Consider the following 20,057-nt stretch of genomic DNA (forward strand, 5'->3'; position numbering starts at 1 on the left):
ACGACGCGTGCCATGATTTTTGCAGCGGGCCGTGGCGACCGCATGCGCCCGCTGACCGACCACACGCCCAAGCCCCTGCTCACCGTGGGTGGCAAACCGCTGATCGTCTGGCAGATCGAGCGCCTGGCTGCGGCTGGGGTGCGGGACATCGTCATCAATCATGCATGGCTGGGCGCGCAGATCGAAGCCGCGCTGGGAGATGGCAGTGCGTGGGGCGTACGCCTGGCGTATTCGCCGGAAGGGCAAGCGCTGGAAACGGCAGGCGGAGTCGCGCAGGCCATGCCGCTGCTGCATGCCGGAGATGGGCACAGCGTATTCATTGCCGTCAGCGGCGATGTGTTCTGCGATTACGACTACGCCTTGCTGCGCGACCGGGCGCCCGCAATGGCCGCGCAAGCGGCGCCGGGCATGCATCTGGTGATGGTGCCCAATCCGCCCTACCACCTGCGCGGCGATTTCGCGCTGGATAACGAAGGCGTGCTCCACGCCGACGGTGCCGAGCGCCTCACGTTCGGCAACATCGGCTTGTACGACACGCGCCTGTTTGCCAGCATCGCGCCCGGCACGCGGCTGGCAATGACGCCGCTGTACCATCAGGCCATCGCTGAAGGCCGTGCGACCGGCGAGCGCTTCGACGGCCGCTGGGAAAACGTAGGCACGCCAGCCCAGCTGGCCGCACTCGACGCTGAAGTCGCGTCGCGCTAAGCGCTTACACCATCGCGGCGCTCAGTGATTCCGCCGTCATCGGGCGGCCCAGCAGGTAGCCCTGCAGCGAGTGACAACCGAGCCGCGTGAGAAACGCCTGCTGCTCGGCCGTCTCCACACCCTCTGCGACGATGCGCAGGTTCAGCGTCTGACCCAGCGCCACGATGGCCGAGACGATGGCCGCGTCTTCTGTGTCGTGCGCCAGGTCGCGCACGAAGCCGCGGTCGATTTTCAGCTCGCTGGCGGGCAACCGCTTGAGATACAGCAGGCTGGAATAGCCGGTGCCGAAATCGTCGATCGAAATCCGCACGCCCATCGCGTCGAGCCGCTGCAGGATCTGCAGGCTCGCATCGACGTCGCGCATGGCCGTCGACTCCGTAATCTCCAGCGTCAGGCTGCGCGGGTCCAGCGCGTGGCGCGCGAGCGTATCGCGCACGCTGTCGATGAGTGCGGCATGGCCGAACTGCAGCGCGGAGAGATTCACGGCGACGCTCCAGCCGCTGTGCCCCTCGCGTTGCCATTGCGCCATCTGGCGACAGGCTTCGTCCAACACCCACGCGCCCAGCGGCACGATCAGGCCGGTCTTTTCGGCCAGCGGGATGAATTCATCGGCGGGCACCAGACCGCGCTGCGGATGCTGCCAGCGCACCAGCGCCTCGACGCCCATGATCGGCCCGTTGGGCGCGTTGAATTTCGGCTGGTAATGCAGCACGAGTTCGTGCCGCTCGACCGCGCGTCGCAGGTCTTGCACAAGCTGCAACTGCTGATGCACGTCGGCGTTCATCGACGGCTCGAAAAAACTGTAGGCGTTCCGGCCCAGGCCCTTTGCGTGGTACATCGCCGCATCGGCATTGGTCAGCAGGTCGTGCTGGTTGCCGCCGTCGCCAGGGTAGATCGCGATGCCGATGCTGGTGGAGACGCGCAACTCGTGACCGCCGGCCATGAAGGGCTCGCGCACCACTTCCAGCAGCGCGTTGGCCAGGGTGCCGGCGTCTTCCGGATCGTCCACATAGGCGAGAACCACGAATTCGTCGCCGCCGACACGCGCCACGGTGTCCTGCTGGCGCACCCGCGCACCGATGCGCTGGGCAACGTCGATCAGCAGCAGGTCACCCACATGGTGGCCATAGACATCGTTGACGGCCTTGAAGCCATCGAGGTCCATGAACATGAGCGCGAAGCGGTGCTTCTCACGTTCGGCGGTGCGGATCGCCTGGGTCAGACGGTCTTCCAGCAGCACGCGGTTGGAAAGTTTGGTCAGGTTGTCGTGCAGCGCCAGATAGGCCAGCTCCTTGTTGGCCGCGGCCAGCGAGTTCGCCAGCAAGGCGGTGCGTGCCTCCATGCGCAAGTCGAGCACCGAGATGATGAGCGCGATAGCCAGCACGGCTAGCGTGACGATGATGATGACCAGCGCCAGCCAATCGGCACTCGCCCCGGTATGCGCAGCGCCACACACGCTGCCCAATGGAAACGCCGCCGCCGACATGCCCGTGTAGTGCATGCCTACAATGGCCACGCCCATCACTACCGCTGAACCGGCACGCAGCGCACGGACGCGCCGCGACTGCCGCCGCAGGCGGAATGCGATCCACAGCGCCACGCCCGATGCCAGCACGGCAATCACGATCGACACCCCAAATCTGCCGGGGTTGTATTGAATGCCCGGATTCATGCGCAGCGCGGTCATGCCCGTGTAGTGCATGCCCGCCACGCCGGCCCCCATGAGGAGCGCTCCGCCTACCAGGCGCGGCCAAGGCAGTTCACGCCGGCTGACCAGCCACAACGCAAACGTCGACGCCCCAATGCCGATGGCGAGTGAGGCAAGCGTGATGCCCACGTCATATCCAACCGGGATCGGCAGGTTCAGCGCCAGCATGCCGACAAAGTGCATCGACCAGATGCCCAGCCCCATGGCCGACGCGCCGCCGATAAGCCACCACAACGCTGCGCGGCCTTGTGCGGTGACGACCCGTCCGGCCATATCCAGCGCCGTATACGACGCCAGGATGGCCACAAAGAGGGAAAGCAGGACGAGAAGAGGGTTGTAACTGCTGGCGAGCATCGGTTCTCCTGGGCAGGCCGATCCAATGCGGCCAATCCACGGCAGGCGGAGGTCGCAACCGGGATGCAAAACAGGTCAGTCTTAACGGGGGGCGCCGCCCGGGACTTTAGGAGAAGCCGTCCGCACCGCACAAGTCTCCTTTTGGATGTGGCAATGCCCCACCCCGAATGACCGCCAGGCGCGGCGTTACAATCGAGACATCCTTTCTGCTGCTGGAAAACACGACATGTCCGCCACCGAACTCGCTTTCCTCCAGACCTATCGCCAGCGCCGCGAGCGCATCGTGCAGTGGCTGCGCGCGGCGGGTGGCGGGGTCGCCATCGTGCCGACCGCGCCCGAGGCGATGCGCAACCGCGACAGCGACTATCCCTACCGGCACGACAGCTACTTCTATTACCTGACCGGCTTCACCGAGCCCGAAGCGGTACTCGCCATCGTGGTACCCGCAGGCAGCGCACCGGCGCGCAGCGTGCTGTTCTGCCGCCCGAAGCACGAAGAGCGTGAAATCTGGGACGGCTTCCGCTTCGGCCCCGAAGCCGCGAAGGACGCCTTCGGCCTGGATGAGGCGCACTCGGTGGAAGAGATCGATGCGACGTTGCCAAAGCTGCTCGCCAACGCCGCCGCCGTGGCATGTCCGCTGGCCGAGAGCAGCGCGTTCGACCGCCGCATGCGCCGCTGGCTCGATGCAGTGCGCATGCAAGGCCGCGCGGGGGTGTCGTCGCCGCACCAGGCGCTGGACGTGCGCGCCATCCTCGATGAGATGCGGCTGTTCAAGGACGCAAGCGAACTCGACATCATGCGCCGTGCCGGACGCATTTCCGCCGGAGCGCACGTGCGCGCCATGCAGGCGTCGCGTGCCGGGCTGCGTGAATACCATCTCGAAGCGGAGCTGCTATATGAATTCCGCCGCCACGGTGCGCAAAGCGTTGCCTATAACTCCATCGTGGCGACGGGCCCGAACGCGTGCGTACTGCACTACCGCGCCGGCAACGCAGAACTGCGCGACGGCGATCTCTGCCTGATCGATGCCGGCTGTGAGCTGGATGGCTACGCGTCAGACATCACCCGCACGTTCCCGGTCAATGGCCGCTTCACCGGCCCGCAACGCGAGCTGTATGCGCTGGTGGTGGCCGCGCAGGAAGCCGCCCTTGCCGAGACGCGCCCCGGCGTGCCTTACAACGTGCCGCACGATGCCGCCACGCGCGTGCTGGCGCAAGGCATGCTCGACACCGGCCTGCTCGACGCCGACAAGGTCGGCACGCTCGACGACGTGATCGCCGGCGGCCAATACCGCCAGTTCTACATGCACCGCACCGGCCATTGGCTCGGCATGGACGTGCACGATGTGGGCGAATACCGCACGCCCGGCACCGCTGCTCCGGCTGAAGGCGAACGCCCGTGGCGCCCGCTGGAAGCCGGCATGGTGCTGACCGTCGAACCCGGCATCTACGTGCGCCCCGCGCCCGGCGTGCCGGAACAGTACTGGCACATCGGCATCCGCATTGAAGACGACGCCATCGTCACGCCGGAAGGCTGCGAAATCATCACGCGCGACGTGCCCGTAGCCCCGGACGAAATCGAACTGGTGATGCGGAGCCAGGCATGACCGACAGCATCACAGCGAGCAGCGCCGCACCGGACTTCGACGTGGCCATCGTTGGCGCCGGGCCCGTCGGGCTGGCGCTGGCCAACTGGTTGCTGCGCGACACCGACTGGCGCATCGCCCTGTTCGATGCGCGCGACGCCGAAGCCGCCGCGCGAGACCCGCGCGCGCTGGCGCTGTCTCATGGCTCGCGCGTGCTGCTGCAGGAGATTGGCGGCTGGCCCACGCGCGCCACGCCCATCACGCACATCCACGTCTCGCAACGCGGCCACTTCGGGCAGGCGCATATCCGCCGTGAAGACTACGACGTCCCCGCGCTCGGACACGTCGTGCAATACGGCGACCTGAGCGCCGCGCTCAACGCCGCCCTCGACACGCAGATGGAGCGTCACCCGGGGCGCCTCACCCGCTATGACCACACGCCCGTGGAGCGCGTCGAACAACTGCCGCGCGCCGACGGTACGGTCGCCCCGGCACGCGTGCGGGCGCTGCGCGAAGGGCGCCATCCGCTGGCCATCGAAACCGAAGTCGTCATCCAGGCCGAAGGCGGGTTGTTCGACGACGCACGCAAGCAGCAACGCGGCATCGCCCAGGCGCGCCGGCGCGATTACGGTCAGACCGCCATCGTCGCGCACGTGCGCTGCAGCGCCCCGCTCGAAGGCTGGGCATGGGAGCGTTTCACGCCCGAAGGCCCGCTCGCATTGCTGCCGCAGGATGACGCGCAAGGTCCCGGCTACGCCCTTGTCTGGTGCTGCGCGCCCGACGAAGCGCGCCGACGCGCAGCGTTGCCCGACGACGCCTTCCTCGCCGAACTGGGCGCTGCCTTTGGCGAGCGCATGGGCCGCTTCACGCACGCCAGCCCGCGCCATACGTTCGCGCTCGGGCTGCACGCCCAGCGCATTCCGGTCGACCGTCGCGTCGCCGCCATCGGCAATGCCGCCCAGACGATCCACCCGGTGGCGGGCCAGGGCTTCAACCTCGGCCTGCGCGATGCGTTCGAAATGGCACGCGCGCTTCGGGATGGGGCAACGGCGGCCACCCTCGCCCGTTTCGCCCGCGAACGCGCATTTGACCGCGCCGTCACCATCGGCCTGACCGATTTGCTGCCGCGCGCGTTTGCCGTGCCGGGCCGGCCGTTTGGCCACCTGCGCGGCGCCGCGCTCACGCTGCTGGAATGCCTGCCGCCGCTCAAGCATGGGCTCGCCCGGCAGATGATGTTCGGGCAGCGAGGCTAACGGATGGCGTGTGCCGAGGTAGGCGCTGCAGGCGACCGCCAGCAGATCACCGTGGTGGGCGCCGGCATTGTCGGCACGGCGTGCGCACTGCAATTGCAACGGGATGGCCACCAGGTCACGCTGCTCGATCAGGCCGGCATTGGCGAAGGCTGCTCGTTCGGCAACGCCGGCTGCCTGAGCGTGGCGTCGGTCGTGCCGATGGCGCTACCGGGCATGCTGAAGCAGGTGCCCAAATGGCTGGCCGATCCAATGGGCCCGCTGACGGTACGTTGGCCCTATCTGCCGCGCGCGCTGCCCTGGCTGCTGCAATGGGTGTTTGCGGGCAACGAGACGCAGGCCCGTGCGACGGCGCAGCCGCTGGCGAGTCTCTTCAGCGCGACCTTTCCCGGTTATCGAAACCTGCTCGACGCCGCGCAATCTGACGGCCTGATCCGTCAGACGGGCCATCTGTATGTGTGGCGCACGCTGGCGCGCTCGTCGGGCGATGTGCTGGCGCAGTCCATTCGCGATGCCACCGGCGTGCGCTCGCAAGCCCTGAGCGCCGGCGAAGCGCGCGAACTCGAGCCCGCACTGGCCTCCGACATCCAATCCGGCCTGCTGCTGCCCGACAACGGCTTCACGGTCAACCCGGAACGTCTGGTCAAGACGCTGGCGGCCAACTTTGCCGCAGCGGGCGGCACCTTCCTGCGCCGCAAGGTGCTGGACGTGGAATTCGGCCGAAGCGACTACGGCGGCCCGACGCGGCTGCACACCGATTGCGGCACGCTGCCCGTGTCGAAGCTGGTGCTGTGCGCGGGTGCGTGGTCGATGCGGCTGGGCGCAAAGCTCACCAGCATCCGCATTCCGCTCGACACGGAACGCGGCTATCACGCCACGCTGCGCGCGCCCAGCGTGCAGCCTTCACGGCCAATCATGGATTGCGAGCGCAAGTTCATCGCGACGCCCATGGAAGGCGGCCTGCGCATTGCCGGCACCGTGGAGATCGGCGGGTTGGACGCTGCGCCCGACTACCGCCGCGCCCGCATCCTCATGCGACAGGGCCAGCAGCTCTTCCCCGGCCTCGGCTTTACGGACGACAGCCAATGGATGGGCCATCGGCCCTCTCTACCCGACAGCCTGCCCGTGATCGACCGCTCGGAGCGCTACCGCAACGTGTTCTTCGCGTTCGGGCACGGCCACCTGGGCATGACAGGCGCGCCAGGCACCGCCCGACTCATCGCCGATCTGGTCAGCGAGCGCACGCCTTTCATCGACGGCCGCCCCTACGGCCTGCAACGGTTCCGCTAGCGCCAGCCACGGCAAGAACCCGGCCGCCGACCGCACTGCCGCATAGTTTGTGCACAACATTTAGGCAATCCGGCGGTTTGGCGGTAAAATCCCGTCCTCGCATTTTTCACTCCCGTCGCTCCGCCCGATCATCATTCGACTCTGGGCGGAAGGGGTGATTTTTCGTTTCTTTCAGCCGCGTCTTCCTCGACAGCCTTGCAGATCGGACCGCATACCCTTCGCAACAACCTGTTCGTCGCTCCCATGGCGGGTGTGACGGATCGCCCGTTCCGGCAGCTCTGCAAGCGGCTGGGCGCGGGCTATGCGGTGTCCGAGATGGTCGCGTCCAACGCGCAGCTCTGGAAAAGCGAGAAGACCATGCGGCGCGCCAACCACACGGGCGAGGTCGAGCCGATCGCCGTGCAGATTGCCGGCGCCGAACCGATGATGATGGCCGAGGCCGCGCGCTACAACGTCGATCGCGGCGCGCAAATCATCGACATCAACATGGGCTGCCCGGCCAAGAAGGTGTGCAACGTGGCCGCCGGTTCTGCCCTGCTGCAGAACGAGCCGCTGGTCAAGCGCATTGTCGAGGCCGTGGTGGGTGCGGTCGGCGACCGCGTGCCCGTGACGCTCAAGATCCGTACCGGTTGGGACCGCGAACACCGCAACGCATTGAGCGTGGCGCGCATTGCACAGGACGCCGGCATCAGCATGCTGACCGTGCATGGCCGCACGCGCGCCGATCTGTATCACGGTGAAGCGGAATACGACACCATCGCCGCGGTCAAGGCGTCGGTGCGCATTCCCGTGGTGGCCAACGGCGACATCACCACGCCGGCCAAGGCCAGGCACGTGCTGGCCGTGACCGGCGCCGACGCCATCATGATCGGCCGCGCGGCGCAGGGGCGCCCGTGGCTGTTCCGCGAGATCGAGCATTTCCTGCAGACCGGCACGCTGCTGCCGGCACCGGAGGTGGAAGAGATTCGCGGCATCATGAACGCGCATCTGGAAGAGCACTACGCGTTCTATGGCGAATACACCGGCGTGCGCACCGCACGCAAGCACATCGCCTGGTACACGCGCGGGTTGGCGGGGGCCAACCTGTTCCGCCACCGCATGAACACCATCGAGGACACCGCGGCCCAGTTGGCCGCCGTCAATGCGTTCTTCGACGAGCAGCGTGCGCTGTCCGACCGTCTGGTCTACGAAGACCAGGCGACCGGTGGCGACCACCCCAGGACGGGCAACAACGACAACAACAAGGAACTGCTTGCCGCATGAGCCGCAACCCGATCGAACGTTGCATCCGCGACAGCCTGGATGCGTATTACCGTGACCTGGACGGCGAGAACCCGTCCAACGTCTACGACATGGTGCTGCAGGCCATTGAACGGCCGCTGTTGGAAACCGTGATGGAATGGGCTTCCAACAACCAGTCGCAGGCGGCCGACTACCTCGGCATCAACCGCAACACGCTGCGCAAGAAGTTGCAGCAGCACGGCCTCATCTGAGGTTGCGGGCCGGCCTTTGAACCGATTTCCTTTCTGACGGCGCCTCCTGCCAGTTCGGCAAACCCAGCGCCACACCCGCCCACCGGCGTTTCCACCATGATCCAGCAAGCCCTGCTTTCCGTTTCCGACAAGACCGGCATCGTCGACTTTGCCCGTGCCCTGCACGAGCGCGGCGTCAAGCTCCTCTCCACCGGCGGCACCGCCAAGCTGCTCGCCGAGTCCGGCCTGCCCGTGACGGAAGTGGCGGACTACACCGGCTTTCCGGAAATGCTCGACGGCCGCGTCAAGACGCTGCACCCGAAGGTGCACGGCGGCATCCTGGCCCGTCGCGACCTGCCCGAGCACATGGCCGCACTGTCCGAACACAGCATCCCGACCATCGACCTGCTGGTGGTGAACCTGTACCCGTTCCAGCAGACGGTGGCCAAAGACGAATGCTCGCTGGCCGACGCCATCGAGAACATCGACATCGGCGGCCCGACCATGCTGCGCTCGGCGGCCAAGAACCACCGCGATGTGACAGTCATCGTTGACCCGGCCGACTACGCCACCGTGCTGGCCGAAATGCAGGCCAACAACAACACGGTCGGCTACGAAACCAACTTCATGCTGGCCAAGAAGGTGTTCGCGCACACCGCGCAGTACGACGGCGCCATCACCAACTACCTGACGAGCCTCGGCGCCGACAAGTCGCACAGCACGCGCAGCGCCTATCCGCAGACGCTGAACCTCGCCTTCGACAAGGTGCAGGAGATGCGTTACGGCGAAAACCCGCATCAGTCCGCCGCGTTCTACCGCGACCTGAAAGCCGTCGACGGCGCGCTCGCCAATTACAAGCAACTGCAGGGCAAGGAGCTGTCGTACAACAACATCGCCGACGCCGATGCCGCGTGGGAATGCGTGAAGTCGTTCGATGCGGCCCACGGCGCTGCATGCGTCATCATCAAGCACGCCAACCCGTGCGGCGTGGCCATCGGCGGCACCGCGCAGGAAGCGTATGAGAAGGCCTTCAAGACCGACTCGACCTCGGCCTTCGGCGGCATCATCGCCTTCAACGTGCCGCTGGATGAAGCAGCCGCACAGGTGGTGGCCAAGCAGTTCGTGGAAGTGCTGATCGCCCCGGGCTTCTCGGAAGGCGCACGTGCCGTGTTCGCCGCCAAGCAAAACGTGCGTGTGCTGGAGATTCCGTTGGGCAAGGGCGTGAATGCGTACGACTTCAAGCGCGTTGGCGGCGGCCTGCTGGTGCAGAGCCCGGACGCCAAGAACGTGCAGCCGAGCGAGCTGCGCGTGGTTACCAAGCGCCACCCCACGCCAAAGGAAATGGACGACCTGATGTTTGCCTGGCGCGTCGCCAAGTTCGTCAAGTCCAACGCCATCGTGTTCTGCGGCGGCGGCATGACGCTGGGTGTGGGCGCCGGCCAGATGAGCCGTGTGGACTCGGCCCGCATCGCCAGCATCAAGGCACAGAACGCAGGCCTGACGCTGGCCGGTTCGGCTGTGGCATCGGATGCGTTCTTCCCGTTTCGCGACGGCCTGGACGTGGTGGTCGATGCTGGCGCCTCGTGCGTGATCCAGCCGGGCGGCTCGGTACGCGACGATGAAGTGATCGCCGCCGCCGACGAACGCAACGTGGCGATGATCTTCACGGGCACGCGCCACTTCCGCCACTAAGCAACATCGTCCACGCGACGAACGAACGGGGCAAGGCGTAAACTGGCGCCTTGCCCCGTTTCCATTTCTGCCCACTTCCTTCATGCGCATCCTCGGCATCGACCCCGGCCTTCGCACCACGGGTTTCGGCGTGCTCGAACGGCACGGCCACAAGCTCGTCTACGTGGCCTCGGGCACGATCAAGAGCAACGGCGATGCCGACCTGCCCAGCCGCCTGAAGACGCTGTATGACGGCGTGTCCGAACTGGTGAGCACATACCGGCCGGACTGCGCTTCCATCGAAAAGGTGTTCGTCAACGTCAACCCGCAATCGACGCTGCTGCTGGGCCAAGCCCGCGGCGCGGTGATCTGCGGCCTGATGAGCGGCAACCTGCCCGTGTTCGAGTACACCGCGCTACAACTGAAGCAGGCCGTGGTCGGCTATGGCCGCGCCAACAAGGATCAGGTGCAGGAGATGGTCGTGCGCCTGCTCAACCTCGAGGGCAAACCCGGCGCGGACGCATCCGACGCCCTGGGCGTGGCGATCTGCCATGCGCACGGCGGCGAGACGCTGGCCGCCATGGCCGGTCTGGCGCCGCAGCTTGCGCAAAAGGGGCTGCGCGTGCGGCGCGGCCGCCTCGTCGGCTGACAGGATTCTTGAAGCCGGCAGGTAGCGGCATCCGGGCACGGCGACTACCATGCGGGTACCCGTAATCAGGAGCCCCCGATGCCTCGCCGCCTCATCCTGCCGAGCCTGCTGATCTTGAGTACGTCCGTCGCCCTCTACGCCTGCCGGCTGGAGTACCACCACGGCAGCGGTGGCGGTGGCAACACCACGCCCATCGCCACCATCCAGGTGATCGGCCATCGCGGTGCCTCCGCATTGCGACCGGAGCACACGCTGGCCTCGTACCAGAAAGCCATCGACGACGGCGCGGACATCATCGAGCCGGATCTCGTCTCCACCAAAGACGGCGTGCTGGTTGCGCGCCACGAGAACGAGATCTCCGGCACGACCAACGTGGCCGACGTGGCAGCGTTTGCCGGGCGCAAGACCACCAAGACGATCGACGGCCAGAGCGTCACGGGCTGGTTCACCGAAGATTTCACGCTTGGAGAACTGAAAACGCTGCGCGCACGCGAGCGCATCCCGAACATCCGCCCCGACAACGTCGCCTACAACGACCAGTTCGACATCCCCACACTCGACGAGATCATCGCGCTGGCGCGGGATCAATCCGCCAAGCTCGGCCGCAACATCGGCATCTATCCGGAGACGAAGCACCCGACGTACTTCCAGTCGATCGGCCTGCCGCTGGAAGACCGGCTGATCGACGGCCTGCGCCGTGACGCGTTCACGGCCAGCCGCACGACGGTCTACATCCAGTCGTTCGAGGTGGCCAATCTCAAGGCCATTCGCAACAAGATCGGCGGCAGCCAACCGAACTGGAAACTCGTGCAGCTGATGGGCACATCCGGCCGACAGCCCTACGATTTTGTGGTCGCCAAAGACAGCCGTACCTTCGGCGACATGATGACGAGCCAAGGCATGCGCGACATCGCCGCATACGCCAACGGCGTCGGCCCGGACAAGAGCAGCATCATGGGCCTGGATGCGAACGGCAAGCTGACCGATCCGACCGACCTGATCCGCAACGCGCACAACGCCGGGCTGGTGGTCCATCCATATACGTTCCGCCCCGAGAACACCTTCCTGCCGCCGTCGCTGCGCAGCGGTGCGGACAACACGCGCAACGTCAACGGCTCGATCACGGAGATCCAGGCGTTCCTGCGCGCGGGCGTCGATGGCTTCTTTACCGACGATCCGGCGGTCGGGCGGCAAGCCGTGTCGACCCTCAAGCGCTAGTCTTCGCGCATCGGAACCGTAGCGAGCGGCCGAGCCTGGATCGGGCCGCGCAGTAGGTTTGGGCTACACTGCGTCCCGTTTTGGAGGAGGAACCCCACCCATGATCGGACGCATCGCCGGGACGCTGATCGAAAAGAACCCGCCGCATCTGCTGGTCGATTGCCACGGCGTCGGCTACGAGATCGACGTGCCGATGAGCACGTTCTATAACCTGCCCGCCACCGGCGAGAAGGTCGTCCTGCTCACGCAGCAGATCGTGCGCGAGGATGCGCACCTGCTCTACGGTTTCGGCACCGCCGCGGAGCGCGAAACCTTCCGCCAACTCATCAAGATTTCGGGCATCGGCGCGCGCATCGCGCTGGCGGTGCTGTCGGGCATGTCGGTGGCCGAACTCGCGCAGGCCGTCACGCTGCAGGAAGCCGGGCGGCTGACGCGCATCCCGGGCATCGGTAAGAAGACGGCCGAGCGCCTGCTGCTCGAACTCAAGGGCAAGCTCGGCGCCGACCTGGGTACGGTGCCCGGCGGCCCCGCCGTCTCGGACGACGCGGTCGACGTGCTCAACGCCCTGCTGGCACTAGGGTATTCCGACAAGGAAGCGGCGCTCGCCATCAAGCAGGTGCCGGCCGGCACGGGCGTGTCCGAGGGAATCAAGCTGGCGCTCAAGGCGCTGTCCAAGGGCTGACGCCCGGGCGCGGCAAGACGGTAGAATGGCCTGCTCGCGCCTTCCCGGCGCCGTCTGCCCGTCATGATCGAAACCGACAAGCTCGCCGCCAAGGCTGTCTCTGCTGAGCGCATCATCTCAGCCTCCCCCGCCTCCCCCAATGAGGAGGCGTTCGAGCGCGCGCTGCGCCCCAAGCTGCTCGACGAATACGTCGGTCAGGAAAAGGTGCGCGGCCAGCTCGACATCTTCATGACCGCGGCCAAGAACCGCAGCGAAGCGCTGGACCACGTGCTGCTGTTCGGCCCGCCGGGTCTCGGCAAGACGACGCTGGCGCACATCATCGCGCGCGAAATGGGCGTCAACCTGCGCCAGACTTCCGGCCCCGTGCTGGAGCGCCCGGGCGATCTGGCTGCGCTGCTCACGAACCTCGAAGCCAACGACGTCCTCTTCATCGACGAGATTCATCGGCTCTCGCCCGTGGTGGAAGAAATCCTGTACCCGGCGCTGGAGGACTACCAGATCGACATCATGATCGGCGAGGGCCCGGCGGCGCGCTCGGTCAAGCTCGATCTGCAGCCGTTCACGCTGGTGGGCGCCACCACGCGGGCCGGCATGCTGACCAACCCGCTGCGTGACCGCTTCGGGATCGTCGCGCGTTTGGAGTTCTATACACCGGCCGAACTCGCGAAGATCGTCACGCGCTCGTCGGGGCTGCTGAACGCCCACATCGTGGACGAAGGCGCGCTTGAAATTGCGAAGCGCTCGCGCGGCACGCCCCGTATCGCCAACCGCCTGCTGCGCCGCGTGCGCGACTTCGCCGAAGTCAAGGCCGACGGCATCATCACCCGCGAAGTCGCCGATGCCGCCCTCGCCATGCTCGACGTGGATGCGGTCGGCTTCGACCTGATGGACCGCAAGCTGCTCGAAGCGATCCTGCACAAGTTCAATGGCGGGCCGGTCGGCATCGACAACCTGGCAGCCGCCATCGGCGAAGAGCGCGACACGATCGAAGACGTGCTCGAGCCCTACCTGATCCAGCAAGGCTACCTGCAGCGCACGCCACGCGGCCGCGTGGCCACGGCTTCGGCATACCAGCACTTCGGGCTGGGCGCTCCGAAGAGCGGCCCGGTGCGGGACCTCTGGGACGACAACCAATAACCTCCGCGCACCCCGACATGTCTGCCGCCCCGCACCACCCGAACCGCACGTTCCGATACTACGACTTCATCATGGCGGCCTTCGTCACAGTGCTGCTGTGCTCGAACCTGATCGGCGCGTCCAAGGCGGCGCAGGTCACGTTGCCGGTGCTCGGATCGGTCACCTTCGGCGCTGGCGTGCTGTTCTTTCCAATTTCCTACATCTTCGGCGACATCCTCACCGAGGTGTACGGTTACGGGCGTGATCGGCGCGTGGTGTGGGCGGGCTTTGCCGCACTGATCTTTGCGTCGTTCATGTCGCTGGTCGTGCTGGCGCTACCGGTGGCGCCCTTCATGGCCGGTTATCAGAAGAGCCTGAACGACGTGTTCGGCAACACGCCGCGCATCGTCGCCGGGTCGCTCATTGCGTTCTGGTGTGGCAGCTTCGCCAACAGCTACACGCTGGCGAAGATGAAGATCGCGACGGAAGGAAAATGGCTGTGGACGCGCATCGTCGGATCCACCGTGGTGGGCGAGGCGGTCGATTCGTCGCTGTTCTACGTGATCGCCTTCTACGGCATCTGGCCCCACGAACAGGTGCTGCGTGTCGCCATTGCGCAATACATCCTCAAGACTGGCTGGGAAATCGTCGCAACGCCGCTCACCTACCGCGTCGTCGCCTTCCTCAAGCGCGCCGAGAACGAGGATTACTACGACCGCGACACCAACTTCACGCCGTTCCGGCTGAAGGTTTAAGGAACACGGCGGTCCACTTCGTCGAGCACCAGCAAATCCAGGTGCGCGACATCCCCCCATTGCAACACGGTCAGTTGATGACCATCGGATGAAAGCCGGTTGATGCTCGCGTTGCGCAGCTCGTGCTGGCGCGGCTCGGTGAGCGTCATGGCGTTGGCGTGGCGGTACAGGCAATCGAGCACGCCGCCGTGGCTGACCAGCGCGATGCGCTCGCCGGGGTGGCGACGGATCAGCCGGAGCGCAGTCTCGACCGCACGTTCGTGGAATTCAGTGAGGGTCTCGCCGCCGGGCGGGGCAAATTCGGGGACGCGGTTTTGCCAGGCATCAAAGTCGTCCGGATGCCGTGCGGCAACTTCGGCGTAGGTCAGACCTTCGAACTGGCCGTAGCAGCGCTCGCGCAAACCGGCGTCGTCGCGCACGGGCACGCCCACTTCATCTGCCAGCGCCCGCGCCGTCTGCCTGGCGCGCGACAGATCGCTCGCATAGACCGCATCGAACCGCTCGCGCGCGAGTGCCTTGCCCAACTGCGCAGCCTGCTCCAGCCCTTGCGTGTTCAGCGGCACGTCGAGTTGGCCTTGCAGGCGGCGTTCACGGTTCCAGTCGGTCTCGCCGTGGCGGATGAGCACGATGTGGGTGATCTGCAGCATCGGCAGGGGGATGGCGGCGGCGCGTGGCATCTCAGGGTTCCTGGACGAATCAGACAGATTTGGCCGCTTCCGGCGCGGCAGTCTTGGCAACAGATGCTGCGGCTTGCGGCGCAATCTGCAGCCAGAACGTGACCGGGCCATCGTTGACGAGCGACACCTTCATGTCGGCGCCAAACTCGCCGGTTGCCACGATGGGATGCTGGGCACGCGCGCGCGCCACGAAGTGTTCGTACAGGCGGCGCCCATCTTCCGGCGCAGCAGCGGGCGTGAAGCTCGGCCGTGTGCCAGACTTGGTATCGGCCGCCAGCGTGAACTGCGATACGACCAGCAAGCCGCCCGCCTGCCCGTTGCCGTCGATGTTGCGCACGGGCAGGTTCATCTTGCCCTGCGCGTCGGAGAACACGCGATAGTTCAGCAGCTTCTCCAGCAGACGATCGGCCTCGGCGGCGGTGTCCCCACGTTCTGCACAGACCAGTGCGAGCAAACCCGGGCCGATCTCGCCGACGACGCGGCCGTCCACACGGACCGCCGCCTCGGACACACGCTGGATCAGCCCAATCACTTCAGCACCACGCGCGCAAAGCGACGCTTGCCGACCTGCATCACGAAGGTGCCGGCGTCGACCTTCAGGCCCTTGTCGCTGATGACGGTGCCGTCGATCTTCACGCCGCCCTGCTCGATGTTGCGGTTGGCGTCCGACGTGGACGGGCAGAGCCCAGCCTGCTTGAGCAGTTGTGCAATACCCAGTGGTGCGCCCGACAGCTCGATCTGCGGAATGTCGTCCGGCACACCGCCGCGGGCACGGTGGTTGAAATCTTCCAGTGCGCGCTCGGCATCGGCCTGGCTGTGGAAGCGGGCAACGATCTCCTGCGCCAGCATCACCTTGCAATCGCGCGGGTTGCGGCCCAGCGCGATCTCTTGCTTCATCAGGTCGATTTCGGCCAGCGGGCGGAATGACAGCAGCGTGTAGTACGTCCACATCAGGTCGTCGGAGATGCTCATCAGCTTGCCGAACATCTCGTTGGGCGCCTCGCTGATACCGACGTAGTTGCCCTTGGACTTGGACATCTTCTCGACGCCGTCCAGGCCCACCAGCAGCGGCATCGTCAGGATGCACTGCGGCTCCTGGCCGTATTCCTTCTGCAGTTCGCGGCCGACCAGCAGGTTGAACTTCTGATCGGTGCCGCCCAGTTCCAGATCCGATTTGAGCGCGACCGAGTCATAGCCCTGCATCAGCGGGTAGAGGAATTCGTGCACCGAGATCGGCACGCCGGCCTTGTAGCGCTTGGTGAAGTCATCGCGCTCCATCATGCGGGCGACGGTGTACTTGGCGGCGAGTTGGATGATGCCGCGCGCGCCCAGCGGGTCGCACCACTCGCTGTTGTAGCGAATTTCGGTCTTGCTCGGGTCCAGCACCATGCTGGCCTGGCGGTAGTACGTCTGCGCGTTGGCTTCGATCTGCTCGCGCGTCAGCGGCGGGCGCGTGGCGTTGCGGCCGGACGGGTCACCAATGGTCGACGTGAAGTCGCCGATCAGGAAGATCACCTGATGCCCCAGGTCCTGCAACTGGCGCATCTTGTTGAGCACCACCGTGTGGCCGATGTGGATGTCAGGGGCCGTGGGATCGAGGCCCAGCTTGATGCGCAGGGGTACGCCGGTGGCAGCGCTCTTGGCCAGCTTCTGCTCCCACTCGGCGGCGATCAGCAGTTCGTCGCAGCCGCGCAGCGAGACTTCCATCGCGTGCGCCACCTCCGGGGTGACCGGATACTTGAGTGTGCCCGGCGTGGCGTTGTCGGAAGCGGCGGGAGTGGCAGATGCAGTCATGGCAAAAGGAAAGGTCACCGCGCCGCACGTGGAAAACGGCGCGAACGGATCAACAATCATGGAAACGGTGCGTGCACGATAGCCGACATCGATTCAGGCGTGCCGGCCGCGCGACCCGGGGATTTTACCGTGATGTGTCCATTTGGCCTGCCATTGCGCTGGTAAGCTGTCGCGCATGAGCCATCCCAACCCCACCGCACTCCCCGCCGATCGCTATATCGGCTTGATGTCGGGCACCAGCCTGGACGGCGTCGATGGCGTGCTGGCGGACTTTTCCGGCGAACACCCGGCCGTCCTCGCCGACGCCTACGTACCCTTCTCGCCCGAACTGCGCCAGCGCTTTCTGGACCTGCAGCACGCCGGCCACGACGAGATCCATCGCGAGGCGTTGGCCGCCAACGCGCTGGCCATGATCTACGCCGAATGCGTCGCCCGGCTGCTTGCGTCCACCGGCCTGGCCGCGCACGATGTACAGGCCATCGGCGCCCATGGGCAAACGATTCGTCATCAGCCCGGCACGCATGATGGCATCGGCTACACGCGCCAGACCCAGCACCCCGCGGTATTGGCTGAACGCACCGGCATCGACGTCATTGCCGATTTCCGTAGCCGAGACATCGCGGCCGGCGGCCAAGGCGCACCGCTCGTACCGGCGCTGCATCGCGCGCTGTTCGGCCTGCCGGATGCATGGCGCGTGGTATGCAACATTGGCGGCATCGCCAACCTCACGATCTTACCGCCGCAAACTTCCGACACGCGCGACGCCGTACTTGGCTTCGACTGCGGCCCCGGCAACGCGCTGATGGATTATTGGGTCCATACGCACCGCGACAGCCCGTACGACGCCGACGGCGCGTGGGCCCGCAGCGGACGCGTCGACGAAGCCCTGCTCGAGCGCCTGAAGGCCGAGCCGTTCTTTGCGGCGCCCCCGCCTAAGAGCACCGGCCGCGATCTGTTCAACCCGGCGTGGCTGCAACAAGCCCTCGGCGATGCGCTGAACACCGCCCGCCCTGAAGATGTTCAAGCCACGCTGCTCGCCCTCACTGCTGACACCATCACCGATGCCGTACGTGCGCATGCGCCGCAGGCAGCGTCACTGCTCGTCTGCGGCGGCGGCGCACGCAATGGCGCGCTGATGGCACGTATCGGGCAACAGTTGCCGGGCGTTAGAGTTGCTCCGACCGATGCGTTCGGCGTGCCCGCGCATCAGGTGGAGGCGCTCGCCTTCGCATGGCTCGCGCGCCAGTGCGTGCTCCGCGCCCACGGCAACCTGCACACCGCGACAGGCGCATCAGGCGCTCGCGTCCTTGGCGCGATCTACCCCGCTTGAGCACCCATTTTGCGGGCAACAAAAAAGCGCACCGAAGTGCGCTTTTTCTTTTAAGCGAGGGAGGCGTCAGACCGAGAACGACGAGCCGCAACCACATGTGGTCGAAGCATTCGGGTTCTTGATGACGAATTGCGCGCCGTTGATGTCTTCCTTGTAGTCGATCTCGGCGCCCACCAGGTACTGGTAGCTCATCGAGTCGATCAAGAGCGACACGCCATTCTTGGTCATGGTCGTATCGTCTTCGTTGGTCTCTTCGTCAAAGGTGAAGCCGTACTGGAAGCCCGAGCACCCGCCGCCTTGCACGAACACGCGCAGCTTCAACTCCGGGTTGCCTTCCTCTTCAATCAGTTGCTTGACCTTGTCCGCAGCGCTGTCGGTAAAGACCAGCGGAGCCGGAACCTCGTTCACATCGGGCGTGGCTGCCTGCGCGACTGCGTTCATGAAAATCTCCTGTGGGAACGTCTGAAACTTGCCTGTATTTTAAGCGCAAGCTGCAAATCGTGCCGAAGCCCCGCGTTTCAAGTGGGCATTGTGCGGTGCGCCAGCAACGGCCGGCGCGGGATGTGATCAATCCTGGTTGGACGCCAGCTTGAGATTGGGCAGCAACTTCACATCGCCAGGCGTCGCGTGCGTCAACGTGCCCATAACAACGGCACCTTGGTGCATTTCCAGCGCTGCATATTGGACGTTGCCTTCGATACGCGCCTTCGGCTGCAGCTCCAACAGTTCTGCCACGTGCACGGGGCCAACGACCGTGCCGTTCAGGATCAGGTGCCCAACATGCACTTCGCCCTCAACGCGTGCGCTGTCGGTAATCACCAGCATGCTTGGCTTGTCCGGATCGCCGTAAATGTTGCCCTTGATCTCGCCGTCGATCCGCAGACCGCCCGAAAAGCGCAGATCCCCCTCCAGCTTGGTACGGGCCCCCAGTAGCGTTTCAATCGCCAGCCCTTTCTTTTTGCCAAACAGCATCGTCGACTCCTCTGTGTACAGATCCTCGACAGGACAATGCCCGTCAGATGGAAAAACTCTGGCTCGCTTTGATCTTGCCGTTCTGCAGCACTTTCACCATCACCGACTGCACCGTGGTGCCAGGGGGCACGTCCACCCAGCCCTCGAGGCGCTGGTAGTGCGTGAGCTTGACGCGGGCGCTGGTGGGGGGTGATCCGCTGGCCGCAGCGCCCGGGAAATTGATCGTAGCAGGTTTGCCAGCCTGCACCACGTTGAGCGTGAGCGCCAATTGCCCCTCGAATTCGGAGACGGGTGCGAACGCCTTGCCCCCGCCCTGCATCAACAGAACGCGGAACCGCATGCGCGTCGGTTGCGCCTCGTCCGGCGCGATGCGGAAGCTGCGCACGTAAATGCCCGCGGAATTGGTGGGCGCGGGCAACAGGCTGTCAAAGAAAGCCAGATCTTCCTTCAACTGCGCGTTTTCGGTTTCCAGCGCCTTGAGTTGCTCGGCCATTTGCGCCTGAGCGCCTTCAGCGATACCCAGACGGGCATCCACGGTGCCGGCGGATGCAGAAAGCTTATCGCGTTCGGCCTGCACGGCGGCCAGCCTGGCGGTCAGCTCGCGGTTCATTGCACGCAAATCGGCGTCGTGCGGACCGGTCAGACGGCGCCCTTCCTCGAAGGCCCACAGCGCCGCTGCGGCCGCAAGCCCAAGTACCACTGCAACCAGCAACACCGTCACCGGCCAAGGCAGACGCGAACGTACTGTGACGTTCGGAGCGAGCACGGAAGCGCGGCGCAACAAGCGACGCGCCTTCATGCGCCCGCCTCCTGACCCGCGTTACGAATC

20 protein-coding genes are annotated in these 20,057 nt (G+C 65.8%); 13 read left to right on the forward strand and 7 right to left on the reverse strand.

Going from position 1 to position 20,057, the window contains the following annotated elements:
• The first annotated feature begins 12 nt into the window (after window positions 1–12).
• Entirely contained in the window at window positions 13–705 is a 693-nt protein-coding gene (gene murU, locus ACUXH0_RS16140) for an N-acetylmuramate alpha-1-phosphate uridylyltransferase MurU (RefSeq protein ID WP_182594230.1), read from the forward strand.
• 4 nt (window positions 706–709) lie between these two features.
• On the opposite strand, the gene ACUXH0_RS16145 is transcribed toward murU, so the two are convergent.
• Window positions 710–2,767, reverse strand: a complete 2,058-nt coding sequence (locus ACUXH0_RS16145) for a putative bifunctional diguanylate cyclase/phosphodiesterase (protein WP_182594210.1) — start codon at window positions 2,765–2,767, stop codon at window positions 710–712.
• A 226-nt stretch (window positions 2,768–2,993) separates the two neighbouring features.
• Between ACUXH0_RS16145 and ACUXH0_RS16150 the strand changes: the two genes are divergently transcribed.
• The 11 genes from ACUXH0_RS16150 (at window position 2,994) to ACUXH0_RS16200 (ending at window position 14,455) form a co-directional block, all read left to right on the forward strand.
• Window positions 2,994–4,373, forward strand: coding sequence for an aminopeptidase P N-terminal domain-containing protein (locus ACUXH0_RS16150; RefSeq protein ID WP_004635556.1), 1,380 nt, complete (start codon window positions 2,994–2,996; stop codon window positions 4,371–4,373).
• Window positions 4,370–5,605, forward strand: a complete 1,236-nt coding sequence (locus tag ACUXH0_RS16155) for a UbiH/UbiF/VisC/COQ6 family ubiquinone biosynthesis hydroxylase (protein ID WP_004635557.1) — start codon at window positions 4,370–4,372, stop codon at window positions 5,603–5,605. Before ACUXH0_RS16150 ends, ACUXH0_RS16155 begins: the two co-directional genes overlap by 4 nt.
• Window positions 5,606–5,608: 3 nt before the next feature.
• Entirely contained in the window at window positions 5,609–6,892 is a 1,284-nt protein-coding gene (locus ACUXH0_RS16160; protein WP_182594211.1) for an NAD(P)/FAD-dependent oxidoreductase, read from the forward strand.
• A 195-nt stretch (window positions 6,893–7,087) separates the two neighbouring features.
• Window positions 7,088–8,155 (forward strand): tRNA dihydrouridine synthase DusB, encoded by a 1,068-nt coding sequence (dusB, locus tag ACUXH0_RS16165; protein WP_182594212.1) that lies wholly within the window; start codon window positions 7,088–7,090, stop codon window positions 8,153–8,155.
• Window positions 8,152–8,385 (forward strand): Fis family transcriptional regulator, encoded by a 234-nt coding sequence (locus ACUXH0_RS16170; RefSeq protein WP_004635563.1) that lies wholly within the window; start codon window positions 8,152–8,154, stop codon window positions 8,383–8,385. Before dusB ends, ACUXH0_RS16170 begins: the two co-directional genes overlap by 4 nt.
• A 96-nt stretch (window positions 8,386–8,481) precedes the next feature.
• Window positions 8,482–10,056 carry a bifunctional phosphoribosylaminoimidazolecarboxamide formyltransferase/IMP cyclohydrolase gene (gene purH / locus ACUXH0_RS16175; RefSeq protein WP_024973635.1) on the forward strand — a complete coding sequence of 525 codons (1,575 nt, stop codon included), beginning with the start codon at window positions 8,482–8,484 and terminating at the stop codon, window positions 10,054–10,056.
• A gap of 82 nt (window positions 10,057–10,138) precedes the next feature.
• Window positions 10,139–10,684 (forward strand): crossover junction endodeoxyribonuclease RuvC, encoded by a 546-nt coding sequence (gene ruvC, locus ACUXH0_RS16180; protein ID WP_024973636.1) that lies wholly within the window; start codon window positions 10,139–10,141, stop codon window positions 10,682–10,684.
• Window positions 10,685–10,762: 78 nt separating this feature from the next.
• Window positions 10,763–11,902, forward strand: coding sequence for a glycerophosphodiester phosphodiesterase (locus ACUXH0_RS16185; protein WP_137910788.1), 1,140 nt, complete (start codon window positions 10,763–10,765; stop codon window positions 11,900–11,902).
• Between the two features lie 100 nt (window positions 11,903–12,002).
• Window positions 12,003–12,584: a Holliday junction branch migration protein RuvA gene (ruvA, locus tag ACUXH0_RS16190; protein WP_004635578.1), complete on the forward strand. Its 582-nt coding sequence runs from the start codon at window positions 12,003–12,005 to the stop codon at window positions 12,582–12,584.
• A gap of 63 nt (window positions 12,585–12,647) precedes the next feature.
• Window positions 12,648–13,721, forward strand: a complete 1,074-nt coding sequence (ruvB, locus tag ACUXH0_RS16195; RefSeq protein ID WP_004635579.1) for a Holliday junction branch migration DNA helicase RuvB — start codon at window positions 12,648–12,650, stop codon at window positions 13,719–13,721.
• A 17-nt stretch (window positions 13,722–13,738) separates the two neighbouring features.
• A complete protein-coding gene (locus tag ACUXH0_RS16200) occupies window positions 13,739–14,455 on the forward strand; it encodes a queuosine precursor transporter (protein ID WP_012761184.1) in 717 nt (238 codons plus the stop codon).
• Here the strand turns inward: ACUXH0_RS16200 and ACUXH0_RS16205 are convergent.
• Genes ACUXH0_RS16205 through tyrS form a run of 3 tightly spaced genes read right to left on the reverse strand, consistent with a single transcriptional unit; the run spans window position 14,452 to window position 16,926 of the window.
• Window positions 14,452–15,132: a histidine phosphatase family protein gene (locus ACUXH0_RS16205; RefSeq protein ID WP_009239120.1), complete on the reverse strand. Its 681-nt coding sequence runs from the start codon at window positions 15,130–15,132 to the stop codon at window positions 14,452–14,454. The genes ACUXH0_RS16200 and ACUXH0_RS16205 overlap by 4 nt on opposite strands.
• Before the next feature lie 19 nt (window positions 15,133–15,151).
• The gene (dtd, locus tag ACUXH0_RS16210; protein WP_004635584.1) at window positions 15,152–15,664 is read right to left on the reverse strand and encodes a D-aminoacyl-tRNA deacylase; all 513 of its coding nucleotides are present in this window, start codon (window positions 15,662–15,664) and stop codon (window positions 15,152–15,154) included.
• The gene (tyrS, locus tag ACUXH0_RS16215) at window positions 15,661–16,926 is read right to left on the reverse strand and encodes a tyrosine--tRNA ligase (protein ID WP_004635586.1); all 1,266 of its coding nucleotides are present in this window, start codon (window positions 16,924–16,926) and stop codon (window positions 15,661–15,663) included. Before tyrS ends, dtd begins: the two co-directional genes overlap by 4 nt.
• A gap of 175 nt (window positions 16,927–17,101) precedes the next feature.
• Between tyrS and ACUXH0_RS16220 the strand changes: the two genes are divergently transcribed.
• Window positions 17,102–18,256 (forward strand): anhydro-N-acetylmuramic acid kinase, encoded by a 1,155-nt coding sequence (locus ACUXH0_RS16220; protein ID WP_137910787.1) that lies wholly within the window; start codon window positions 17,102–17,104, stop codon window positions 18,254–18,256.
• Window positions 18,257–18,322: 66 nt separating this feature from the next.
• Here the strand turns inward: ACUXH0_RS16220 and erpA are convergent, their stop codons facing one another.
• The 3 genes from erpA to ACUXH0_RS16235 all read right to left on the reverse strand — a co-directional run bounded on the left by erpA (window position 18,323) and on the right by ACUXH0_RS16235 (window position 20,027).
• Entirely contained in the window at window positions 18,323–18,697 is a 375-nt protein-coding gene (gene erpA / locus ACUXH0_RS16225) for an iron-sulfur cluster insertion protein ErpA (RefSeq protein ID WP_004633183.1), read from the reverse strand.
• Window positions 18,698–18,823: 126 nt separating this feature from the next.
• Complete coding sequence (locus tag ACUXH0_RS16230) at window positions 18,824–19,228, reverse strand: bactofilin family protein (RefSeq protein WP_004633186.1); 405 nt, start codon at window positions 19,226–19,228, stop codon at window positions 18,824–18,826.
• A 43-nt stretch (window positions 19,229–19,271) separates the two neighbouring features.
• Window positions 19,272–20,027, reverse strand: coding sequence for a DUF6776 family protein (locus ACUXH0_RS16235; protein WP_024973639.1), 756 nt, complete (start codon window positions 20,025–20,027; stop codon window positions 19,272–19,274).
• Window positions 20,028–20,057: the final 30 nt, after the last annotated feature.

This window comes from Ralstonia sp. 110700041-2 (genome assembly GCF_056280165.1).